We start from the raw sequence: 11,137 nt of genomic DNA, 5'->3' as shown, positions 1-11,137 counted from the left end.
CATTCAACGCAAGCGAATGATGTGCGCGATGGACCAAGAGTACTTAGCGACCGTGCTGGGAAGCCTTTCATGACGCGGATGTTCATGCGTTTTCCGTGTGGTTAAATCTTCTTTGAAGAATACTGTTATTACACACAATATTTTTGCTTTATTTGTTTTTTTAAGTGTGTGTTATTTTATTCAGTTTTCATCAGCCGTTACGAGCTTATCCAGCTATAATCAATATCAGTCATTTGTTGAAAATTCTGATTCACTATACATCAATGCTATTAATATACATGACTATTATGTCTACTTGACATATATTAATGAGCTTGAAAACGGATCACTTGAATTAACAGTGAATAACAATACGGGCATCGCAGCAATATATGTGGCTATAAAAAATATATTCGGTGTGAATCCGGTGAGTTTACCTCTGGTTGCTTTGATTGTAAATATACTAATCATCTATCTCTCTCTTTTAAGCTTTTGTAAAGTCGTTGACTTGTTAGGTTTACATCCCAACTATTATTTACTCTTTTTTATGAATGGAAGCTTATTATACTTTTCACAATTAATTAATAAGGATTCACTCACGTTACTAATTTTTATTAAATCTTTAGAGTTGATTTTGGGTGATAGGAAGAAAGCTTTTTTTTGGTTAATACCAGTTAGCTTTATTATACGTATTCAGTTAGTACCTTTCCTGCTCTTAACTTTATTTTTAAGTGGTGAAAACAAACCGATATTAAGATTTTGGCTTGCATATATATTTACAGCAATTATAGCAGGATTAGTAATGAAATATATCCCTTTGTTATCAATGGAAACTATGACTTCAGGCTTAGGACTGAACTTGAATTTGATTGTGATGCAATTAAACCAAAAATATGCTTTGGGTTCTCTATTTCTTAACCCTCTTCGAGTAATACAGTATTTACTCTCACTCTACCACTCTTTAAGCTTTACTAATCTATATTGGGTAGATGTCGGTAAAATTAAAGACTTGCCGCAAATTTTTGTTTTACTAACATCTATGCCCTTTCTTATTAAATGTTATTTTAGGTATAGCCGATATATTGAATTGCCATCCAGGATTTTAATGGCTCAAGTTTCGGCATTTTTTATGGTATGGCTAATAAACCCAACTACGAGTGGAAGATATTTATTAGTTCTTATTCCTACAATTTCACTTTTAGCAGTATATGTGTATACAACTAATTTTAAAGATGCAAAATTTAATTAAGGAATTGTTTTGAAACACGTTATCTTATTTGTCGACTATCGAGAGCAGTTCTATTCATCTTTGAGAGTAAGTACTGGTGGCATGGATATCCCTAAAATTGTGGATAAATTCAATCATAATGGCTTTTTTTGCGAAGTTATTGAGTTTAGTGACTTTGATGTTGATAGACAGTGGGCAGGTAAGTTTGTACTATATCAATCATCTGAAGATCGTGGGTTATATTATAAGAGCTACATTTCTGATATTTTACTTTATATTAAAGAGCAAGGCGGGATTCTAATACCAGAATATCAATATTTTCACGCCCATGAAAATAAAGTATATCAAAGCCTATTATCTTCAAACGTTGATAATAGCATCATTACGGTCCCTAATACCATAGCTTTTGGGGCTTATGAAGAATTACTGTCAAAAGTATCAGATATTAGTTTCCCCAGAGTAATAAAATTATCAAGCGGTTGTCAGAGTAAAGGTGTCTCATTGGTTAAAACCAAGCGGCAGTGCTTGAAGAAAGCAAAAAGGATGATGTCGAGTTTTAATTTAGTAGACTACCTTCGCTTTAACTATAAAAGATTGCTTAAAAAGGGGTATTCGCTAGAGTCGCTTAATCGTAAGAAGATCGTTTTACAGAGCTTTATACCTAAATTACCAGGTGATTACAAAGTACTAATTTATAATGATAAGGTTTTTGTTCTAACACGTAGTTCAAGACCAACTGATTTTAGAGCCAGTGGTAGTGGGATTTTTAAGTTTGATACTGACGTTCCTGACAAAGTATTAGATGCTGCAAATTATTTACAGACATATTATAACTGTCCATATATGTCTATAGATATAGCTTATGAGAAGAGCAATGACCAGTGTTATCTTATTGAGTATCAGTTTTTAATGTTTGGCACTTATACTCTTGAAAAATCACCTCATTACTTTAAGAAGATAAATGGGGCGTGGGAAATTGTTAATGAAACTTCTAATCTTGAATCTGTATTTGTGGACTCTGTCAGTAGTTTTATTAATGTTAGTGAGGAAATTAAATGAATTACCATTTTGTGTCTGTTGAGTCATATCCGAATGGAGGTGCAGCCGCAAATCGGCACCTAGCTCTACTCAAAGGGCTAAATTTATTGGAGAAATCCGTTATATTATACTCATGCATGCACCATACTAAGTTTGAAAGTTCGTACTTTACGCTTAAGAGTGTCAATGGAAGTAGGCGAAATAAATTAGCTAGGAATATCAAGGCCTTAAGCTTTTTGATAGGTTTGTGTGTTGGTGGCTTTAGAATACAAAAAGGTGATGTGATCGTATATCTAGGTACATCTTCATTATTTCTGTTACCGTTGTTGTTTTATGCTAAATTAAAAAGAGTAAGAGTTTATCATGAAAGAACGGAGCTGCCTTCGCTTATGGTAGGTGATAATTTTTTTTCTAAGTTAGATTACTTTATATATAAAAAATTTCTATTTAGATACTTTGATGGAGTGTTTCTAATAAATAGAAATCTGCGAGACGCTGTTGCAAAGTTTCCCAAAGTTAAGAGGGATAAGCTTCACCTTCTAAATATGGTGGTTGATACATCAAGGTTTGATTTGTTCTTAGATGCACCTTCCGAGAATTCTAAAACTATTGTGTTTTGTGGTGACCTTAGCTCACCAAAGGATAATGTTGATATTCTTATTCGTGCTTTCAGGATGTCTTTAGATAAGCATCCTGACTTATTGTTAAAGTTAATTGGTAGTAATCAAAACCCCTATTTTTGTAAATACATTTTTCCTTTAATTGATCAGTTGAATCTAAATGAAAATGTTTCTTTTACAGGATTTTTAACAAGGAATGAGGTTCCATCCGAATTGGTCTCTGCCTCTCTTTTAGTTTTATCTCGGGATAACTCAACTCAAGCCCAGTTTGGCTTTCCAACAAAATTAGGTGAATATTTAGCTTCTTCTACTCCTGTAGTTACTACTAAAACAAGTGATATTTCTTTTTTTTTAAAAGATGGTGAAAGTGCTTTTTTAGCAGAACCCGGGAGTGTTGAAAGTTTTGCAGAAAAGATTAGCCTAGTTTTCAATGATTATGGTAAAGCGAGAGAAGTCGGGCGCAAAGGGAAAATTATTGCTGAGAGAACATTTTCATCCTTAGTTGTTGCTCAGCAAATGGTTGCAGTGATTGAAGGTGATTCTCTATGAGGCCATATATTCTTTTCGGCGGTGATGTGGTTTTAACTGACTCTATTAATCAGAGGAGTAAGCGCCGAGAGCTATTTTGCGAAGAATTACAAAAAGATATTGATAATGCGGAAGAGCTAGTAATAAATCTAGAGGCTCCTCTTACTGACACTTCAACTCAAGCATTTAAAAGTGGTCCATCATTAAAAAGTAGAATGAGTTACGGGAAGATACTTCCTAATATAGGTGTCTCCATAGCGTGTTTGGCTAATAATCACATGATGGATTACTCAGAGGAAGGTTTGAATGATACCTTAACTTCTTGTAATGCTAATAACATCTCAACTGTTGGAGCCGGTTCTTCGCGTAGAGAAGCTAGAGAGCCATTATCTTTCAAAGCAAATAGTAAGGTTATTAGTGTCGTAAATATTGCAGAAAATGAATTCGGTAGCGCTGGTGATAATCATTCTGGGATTTATACAATTGATATTTTCGATAATATATCTCTGATTAGAGAGGCGAAACAAAAGTCTGATGTTTTAGTTGTGGTTCTCCATGCTGGAGTAGAACATCTACCAATTCCTCCACCGCTACTAAAGAAATATTGTCGCTTTCTAATTGGTGAAGGTGTTGATGCGATAATTTGTCATCATACTCATATTAAAAGTGCGTATGAAATCATCGATGGTGCGCCAATATTTTATGGTATTGGTAATTTTATTTTTGATAGCGATAACCCCGCAAGTCATTGGCATGAAGGATATCTAGTAAAATTTTTTATTGATGATTTTGAGAATAAATTCGAAATTATCCCATATGAACAGAATATCTCTTTTTTTGGTGTTCGAAAATTAAAGGGGATAAAGTTAACCAGCTTTAAAGATGATTTAAAAAAACTGAATGAGTTATTGGTGAATGATGATTTATATAGAAAAGAGTGGGAAAGATATTGTTCTACTAAAACTTTCGATTATATGATCCTATTATATTGTCCATTCGTTCAATGGCCTGTTAGACTTTTAAAAAAGGTACCGATGATTGAAAAAGTCGTTTTTCCTTACTTTAGGAGTCCTGTTAGATTAAACTTGCTTCGGTGTGAGAGTCATTATGAAGTGGTCAAAGAAATTCATAATCAACTTTTTAGAAGAGAAAAATGAAAATACTTTTTCAATACTACAATGGTGGTGGTGGCGCTTTAGAAAATATTATTATACTCTTGGAAAATCTGGCAAATGAATATCCGGATGATGAGTTTGTTATTGTTTGTAATGCAGCGTCTAAACTAAATCGGCTTGCACATATGACCAATGTTAGAATTGTTGTTCCAAAGGAGTTTTTGTGCAAAGAATTGACTAGATTGCAGCTAGGATTTTGGGGGCTAAAGAGTATTGTAAATAAAGTTAGACCTGATATAGTCTGGTCCATGAATTTGGGGAGTTATGTAAGATTAAAACCTGTGAATTTATTGAGCGTTAATAATGCACATCAAGTTTATCCACTAAAAGATACTGGTAGTCATCCTAAAAGCAAGTTTCATGTTATTTTGATGCGATTTTTCTTTAGATTAAGCTTGAAAGCTGCAGATTGTAGTATAACCCAAACAGAAGTCGTAAAAAAGCACTTGTTAGAAATATCACCAGATAAAGAAGTCTATGTGTTTACTAAGGTAGTTGACGAGAGGAAGGATATTGTAGCTGCTCTCCCACCCAGGGAAGTTATTGAAAAGTTAAATAGTATGGGCGGCAACATCCCCATGCTTTATATTGCAACGAACTACGCACACAAAAATCACAAGGTGATCCTTGACGCACTGGACATTTTAGTAAGAAGAGGTAAGAAAGTCTCGTTAATTTTATCTTTGACTGAAGATGAAGCTATAAATATTGGTGGTGAAATCGCAGTAAGGCTGATAAAGAGGAATTATTTGTGTTGTATTGGTTGGGTCGATAAGAGTTGGTTAAAATATTTATATGATTTTAGTTATATCTGTTTAATGCCAAGCACATTAGAGTCACTGAGTTCCGCACACTTAGAGGCTATGGCTTGGAAAGTACCCCAAATTAGTTCTAATATGCCATTTTCTCACGAAACTTGCCGAGATGCTTCATTATACTGTGATAAAAGTAATGCAAACGACTGGAGTGAGATGATCGTTAAGCTAATTCAAGATCCAGTTATTTATAGAGAACTAAAAAATAAGGCGGAGTTAAGGATTAATGAATTTCCAAAGGGTTGGAAGGAAGTGGCCCACAAATACCACGATATGTTTCTACATGAGTTGAATAGAAAGGTTTAGTTGTAATGTTTAGAAATAAAGTCTTATTGATAACAGGCGGTACGGGTTCATTTGGTAATGCAGTGCTTGATCGTTTCCTAGATACTGATATCAAAGAAATCCGCATTTTCTCTCGCGATGAGAAAAAACAAGACGACATGCGTAAAAAATATAATAGTTCAAAGTTAAAGTTCTATATTGGCGATGTGCGAGATCCTCAAAGTATATTGAACGCGACGCGTGGTGTTGACTACATTTACCATGCTGCGGCGCTGAAGCAAGTGCCATCTTGTGAATTTCACCCTATGGAAGCAGTAAAAACCAACGTTTTAGGAACCGAAAATGTCCTAGAAGCGGCCATCCAAAATGAAGTGAAGCGTGTGGTTTGTTTGAGTACTGATAAAGCCGTCTATCCCATCAATGCGATGGGGATTTCAAAGGCGATGATGGAGAAAGTGATTGTCGCGAAGTCTCGCAATGTAGACCCAACGAAAACTATGATAGCTGCCACACGTTACGGTAACGTGATGGCATCGCGTGGGTCAGTGATCCCTCTGTTTTTGCGGCAAATGCTCAATGACCAACCATTGACGGTAACAGACCCAAATATGACGCGTTTTATGATGACACTTAACGATGCGGTTGACTTAGTGTTACATGCGTTTGAACATGGAACAAACGGTGATATTTTTGTACAAAAGGCACCGGCAGCAACGATTGAAACGTTAGTGGAAGCACTGAAACGAATAACCGATAAGCCAGAGCATGTTGTGAACGTTATTGGTACACGGCATGGCGAGAAGCTCTATGAAGCGTTATGCAGTCGCGAAGAGATGTTTGTTGCCGAAGACCAGGTTGGATACTATCGAATCCCTTCAGACAACCGTGATTTAAATTACGCTAAATATCATGAGGAAGGAGAAAGAGACTTATCTGTTATCGAAGATTACAACTCGCATAATACCGAACGTTTAGACGTGGACGGTATGATGGCGCTGCTAAGGAAACTCGACTTCATTGGTGATATTGAAGCAGGTAGCTTAGTTGTACCTGAGGGGGTATAAATGAAAATTGTTGTGACGGGAGCGAAAGGTTTTATCGGCAAAAACTTGTGCGTGATGCTTCGTGAGCGTGGTTATCAGGACATTGTTGAAGTTGATCGCGAAACACCAAAAACAGTTTTATCCGAGTCACTCGGCTCTGCGGACTTCGTATACCATTTGGCGGGCATTAATCGGCCTAAAGATGAGGCAGAATTTCAGTACGGGAATGCTGACCTTACCCAGTTTATTGTCGATGAACTAAGTCGTAGCAGTAAGCGAACTCCGATACTGCTGAGCTCCTCTATACAAGCGGATCGAGATAACTCGTACGGATTAAGTAAGCGGGTAGCCGAACAGTTTGTCGAGCAATACGGGCAGCAAACTCAGTCTCCCTATTTTATTTATCGCTTTCCTAATGTGTTTGGAAAATGGTGTCGCCCCAATTACAACTCGTTTGTGGCAACGTTTTGTCACAACATTCTGAATGGGCTAGACATCACGATAAACGATCCTAATACAGCCGTTAACTTAGTTTATATTGATGATATTTGCACCAGCTTAATGGCACTATTGGAAGGTGGCTCGGAAAGTGGTTACAAGCGGATAACGCCAGAATATCCGACTACGGTAGGTGAGGTTGCGAGTCTACTACGTGCTTTTAAAGACAGTAGAGATAACTTGGTCACAGAAGATGTTGGCACAGGCTTAACGCGCGCGCTCTACTCTACGTATCTTAGCTATATGACACCAGAGCAGTTTAGCTACTCTATCCCTAGCTATGGTGACGATCGTGGCGTGTTTAGTGAGATGTTAAAAACCAAGCAAGCGGGCCAGTTTTCGTTCTTTACCGCTCACCCAGGTATTACGCGTGGTGGTCATTATCACCACAGTAAAAATGAAAAGTTTTTGGTTCTCAAAGGTAAAGCTTTATTTAAGTTTGAACATATTGCAACGGGTGAACGTTATGAGCTTTATACAGATGGTAACTCACCTCAAATTGTCGAAACTGTGCCTGGTTGGTCACACGACATCACCAATATTGGTGATGAAGAGATGATCGTGATGCTTTGGGCTAATGAAATTTTTGACCGTGAAGCACCCGATACAGTTGCCTTTCCGTTATCTTGATCCGAGAGTAGTGAAGTGAAAAAACTCAAAGTAATGTCCGTCGTGGGTACACGTCCAGAAATTATTCGACTGTCTCGCGTATTAGCTCAATTAGATTTACATTGTGAGCATGTTTTGGTACACACAGGACAAAACTATGATTATGAATTAAACGAAGTATTCTTTAACGATCTGGGTGTGCGCAAGCCGGACTACTTTCTCAATGCAGCCGGTAAAAGTGCGGCAGAAACCATTGGTCAAGTTATTATTAAAGTGGATCAAGTGCTTGAAGAGGTGCAACCAGAGGCGATGTTAGTGCTAGGCGATACGAACTCGTGTATCTCTGCTATTCCCGCTAAACGGCGTAAAGTGCCCATTTTTCATATGGAAGCAGGCAATCGCTGTTTTGATCAGCGTGTCCCTGAAGAAACCAACCGCCGTATCGTCGACCATACCGCAGATATTAACCTAACTTATAGCACGATAGCGCGTGACTATTTACTCGCTGAGGGCTTACCTGCTGATCGTGTTATTAAAACAGGTAGTCCAATGTTTGAAGTGTTAAATCACTACATGGCAAGAATTGATGGTTCTGACGTACTATCGCGTTTAGAGCTATCGAAACGACAGTTTTTTGTTGTCAGTATTCATCGTGAAGAAAATGTAGACGCACCTAGGCAGCTAGCAAAGTTAGCGGAGACACTTAATACCCTCGCAAAGGACTACGACCTGCCAGTTATTGTTTCTACGCACCCTCGTACTCGTAATCGTATTGAAGCGCAGGGCTTAGAATTCCACTCAAACATTCAATTACTTAAACCATTAGGGTTTCATGACTATAACCATTTACAAAAGAACGCAAAAGCCGTGCTTTCTGATAGTGGAACGATTAACGAAGAGTCATCGATTATGAACTTTCCGGCACTAAACATGCGAGAAGCGCATGAGCGACCAGAAGGAATGGAGGAAGCGTCGGTGATGATGGTTGGTTTAGGTGTTGAAAGGATTATGCAAGCACTACAAGTTCTTGAATCTCAGCCTTCAGGTGAAGAGCGATTATTGCGGCAAGTTTATGATTATTCGATGCCAAATGTGTCAGAAAAAGTTGTGCGGATTATCCATTCTTATACCGATTATGTAAACCGTGTCGTTTGGAAAAAATACTAATGCGGTTAGCGTTAATTATTGATGATTACTTGCCCCATAGCACTCGCGTTGGAGCAAAGATGTTTCATGAGTTGGCTTGTTACTATGTCGGATTAGGTTATCAAGTCACGGTGATTACGCCATCTGAGACGCAGGAGCAACAACTAACAAAAACGCAGTTGGATGGCGTGAATGTTTGGTATTTTTCCAGTGGTGTGATAAAGGATACGACAAAGGCTAAACGTGCCATAAACGAAACTATGCTTTCTTTCCGTGCTTGGCGAGCTATTTCCGACGAGATACAACCCGAGACTTTTGATGGTATTATTTACTATTCCCCCTCTATATTCTGGGGGAAACTCGTTGAAATGATAAAGTTGCGTTGCCAATGTAAAGCTTATTTAGTTCTTCGTGATTTATTTCCTCAATGGGCCATTGATGCAGGCATGATTAATCAAGGTTCTGTGATTGAAAAGTACTTTCGTTTTTTTGAAGGGCAGTCTTATCGGCAAGCAGATAAGATCGGATTGATGTCAGAAAAAAATCGACAGGTTTTCAATGCGGCCACAAATAATCAATATCAGTCTGAAATTCTTAGGAACTGGGCTGAACTAAAACCGCACATTTTAACAAATGTGGATGAGAGTATCCGTAGAAAACTGAACTTAGAAGATAAAATTATTTACTTCTATGGGGGTAACATTGGTCATGCGCAAGATATGTCCAACTTGATGCGTCTTGCACGAGCAATGACCGATTATGAAGAAGCCCACTTTCTTTTTGTTGGACAAGGAGATGAAGTTAATCTCATTAATCAGTTAGCCGAAGAGTGGTCACTCAGTAATTTCACTTATCTTCCATCAGTTAATCAGTATGAATTTAAGAACTTACTGGCTGATATTGATGTTGGGCTTTTCTCTCTTTCAGTAAAGCATACGGCTCATAATTTTCCAGGTAAACTTTTAGGTTATATGGTTCAATCTATACCTATCTTAGGCAGTGTAAACCAAGGCAATGATTTGCTAGACGTCATCAATGATAACCAAGCTGGTTTTATCTCGGTTAATGGTGAAGATGAGATGCTATACCAAAATGCGTTGTCTCTCTACCATGACGAGTTATTGAGAAGGGATGTGGGAAAAAACGCTTTCACTCTACTTGAGAGTGAATTTTCAGTGCAATCTGCTGCACAAGCAATTATCGATAATTTGAAAGAAAAAGATGAAAGTATACAATGATGATAGCTTTTCGGCGTTATTTGATGATGCAGAAATATCAGAAAGAAGAAGAGCGCATCTTAATTTACATAACAGCTATGCTGAAAAGGTGCAACGGCTCTTTATTGCTCTTACACAAGGGAGTTACGTTGAGCCCCACTATCATGAGTTAGATCATCAATGGGAAATGTTTGTAGTTATTCATGGTGAGGTTAAAGTAGCACTTTACGACGATGACGGAAAGGTAAAACAGAAGCTAACTGCAGGTGATGGGCAATCGATCAAGGCAATCGAAATAAACCCAAGAGATATTCACAGCGTTGAATGTATTTCCGAGAAAGCATTGCTTTTAGAGATAAAGGAAGGACCATTTGACCCTGAGAAAGCAAAGGTAATGGTGAGTCGATAATTAAGGTTATTGGATCTCAATAAACCGAGATTCCGCAGCTATTTTTAGAATTTATTTCGCCGAAGATGCCGACATGCTCGTGACAATTGCGAAATCACGCTGACTTTGAGGCACTAGCAGAGAGGCATGTGATTTTTGATGACGAGTCACTTTTAACCTCCTGATAATAGTGAGAGATAGTTTAACCGAGTATTGATATCAGAAACCAACTTGTATAGCCAAAATTTAATGACCTAGTTACTCGATACGTGATGGGTGTCACGTAACTTATTAGATAATTAGGTGCGGAATGACGGAATAAAAACTGAAACCATGATTTAATGACTGTTATTTTATGTTCTTAAATGTCAAAGCCTGGTTGGTAAAAATAAGTTTTAACTTTGGGTAAAAGTAAATTGATATTATTAATATGCTTAGGCCCTATACCCGTGATCATTGAAGATGCTTAATTTTACGTAGAAACAGGATCATGATTCCTACCTATGAAAGTGACTTTAACCAAACAGCAGAAGCTTGAACTCGACCGCCAACATGGGACGACTCGTGA

At 37.6% G+C, this 11,137-nt stretch carries 10 protein-coding genes; all 10 read left to right on the top strand.

The genetic code is table 11. The annotated features are described in order from the left end of the window. Nucleotides 1-97 precede the first annotated feature (97 nt). From BZJ21_RS14320 to BZJ21_RS14275, 10 genes are read left to right on the top strand one after another with little or no spacing between them, the layout of a single operon-like run. Nucleotides 98-1,228, top strand: a complete 1,131-nt coding sequence (locus BZJ21_RS14320) for a hypothetical protein (RefSeq protein ID WP_131826355.1) — start codon at nucleotides 98-100, stop codon at nucleotides 1,226-1,228. A gap of 9 nt (nucleotides 1,229-1,237) precedes the next feature. After that, nucleotides 1,238-2,266: an ATP-grasp domain-containing protein gene (locus BZJ21_RS14315; protein WP_077670142.1), complete on the top strand. Its 1,029-nt coding sequence runs from the start codon at nucleotides 1,238-1,240 to the stop codon at nucleotides 2,264-2,266. After that, nucleotides 2,263-3,414, top strand: a complete 1,152-nt coding sequence (locus BZJ21_RS14310) for a glycosyltransferase family 4 protein (protein WP_077670141.1) — start codon at nucleotides 2,263-2,265, stop codon at nucleotides 3,412-3,414. Before BZJ21_RS14315 ends, BZJ21_RS14310 begins: the two co-directional genes overlap by 4 nt. After that, nucleotides 3,411-4,550, top strand: a complete 1,140-nt coding sequence (locus tag BZJ21_RS14305) for a CapA family protein (RefSeq protein WP_077670140.1) — start codon at nucleotides 3,411-3,413, stop codon at nucleotides 4,548-4,550. The genes BZJ21_RS14310 and BZJ21_RS14305 overlap by 4 nt, the downstream gene beginning before the upstream one ends. Next, nucleotides 4,547-5,689 (top strand): glycosyltransferase, encoded by a 1,143-nt coding sequence (locus tag BZJ21_RS14300; RefSeq protein ID WP_077670139.1) that lies wholly within the window; start codon nucleotides 4,547-4,549, stop codon nucleotides 5,687-5,689. Before BZJ21_RS14305 ends, BZJ21_RS14300 begins: the two co-directional genes overlap by 4 nt. Nucleotides 5,690-5,694: 5 nt before the next feature. Beyond that, complete coding sequence (locus BZJ21_RS14295; RefSeq protein WP_077670138.1) at nucleotides 5,695-6,732, top strand: polysaccharide biosynthesis protein; 1,038 nt, start codon at nucleotides 5,695-5,697, stop codon at nucleotides 6,730-6,732. Next, nucleotides 6,733-7,839, top strand: a complete 1,107-nt coding sequence (wbjC, locus tag BZJ21_RS14290) for a UDP-2-acetamido-2,6-beta-L-arabino-hexul-4-ose reductase (protein WP_077670137.1) — start codon at nucleotides 6,733-6,735, stop codon at nucleotides 7,837-7,839. Between the two features lie 15 nt (nucleotides 7,840-7,854). Beyond that, nucleotides 7,855-8,985 (top strand): non-hydrolyzing UDP-N-acetylglucosamine 2-epimerase, encoded by a 1,131-nt coding sequence (wecB, locus tag BZJ21_RS14285; protein ID WP_077670136.1) that lies wholly within the window; start codon nucleotides 7,855-7,857, stop codon nucleotides 8,983-8,985. 59 nt (nucleotides 8,986-9,044) lie between these two features. After that, nucleotides 9,045-10,202, top strand: coding sequence for a glycosyltransferase family 4 protein (locus tag BZJ21_RS14280; RefSeq protein WP_236719575.1), 1,158 nt, complete (start codon nucleotides 9,045-9,047; stop codon nucleotides 10,200-10,202). Then, the gene (locus BZJ21_RS14275; RefSeq protein WP_077670134.1) at nucleotides 10,186-10,590 is read left to right on the top strand and encodes a WbuC family cupin fold metalloprotein; all 405 of its coding nucleotides are present in this window, start codon (nucleotides 10,186-10,188) and stop codon (nucleotides 10,588-10,590) included. The genes BZJ21_RS14280 and BZJ21_RS14275 overlap by 17 nt, the downstream gene beginning before the upstream one ends. Nucleotides 10,591-11,137: the final 547 nt, after the last annotated feature.

The organism is Salinivibrio costicola subsp. alcaliphilus (assembly GCF_001996185.1).
GTDB classification, from domain to species: domain Bacteria; phylum Pseudomonadota; class Gammaproteobacteria; order Enterobacterales; family Vibrionaceae; genus Salinivibrio; species Salinivibrio costicola.
This window is presented reverse-complemented; position numbering and strand designations above follow the sequence as displayed.

Bases quoted from the DNA above. Each gene is read 5' to 3' on its own strand.
- BZJ21_RS14310 (WP_077670141.1), top strand. From the start codon at position 2,263: ATGAATTACCATTTTGTGTCTGTTGAGTCATATCCGAATGGAGGTGCA.
- BZJ21_RS14305 (WP_077670140.1), top strand. From the start codon at position 3,411: ATGAGGCCATATATTCTTTTCGGCGGTGATGTGGTTTTAACTGACTCT.
- BZJ21_RS14300 (WP_077670139.1), top strand. From the start codon at position 4,547: ATGAAAATACTTTTTCAATACTACAATGGTGGTGGTGGCGCTTTAGAA.
- BZJ21_RS14295 (WP_077670138.1), top strand. From the start codon at position 5,695: ATGTTTAGAAATAAAGTCTTATTGATAACAGGCGGTACGGGTTCATTT.
- wbjC (WP_077670137.1), top strand. From the start codon at position 6,733: ATGAAAATTGTTGTGACGGGAGCGAAAGGTTTTATCGGCAAAAACTTG.
- BZJ21_RS14280 (WP_236719575.1), top strand. From the start codon at position 9,045: ATGTTTCATGAGTTGGCTTGTTACTATGTCGGATTAGGTTATCAAGTC.
- BZJ21_RS14275 (WP_077670134.1), top strand. From the start codon at position 10,186: ATGAAAGTATACAATGATGATAGCTTTTCGGCGTTATTTGATGATGCA.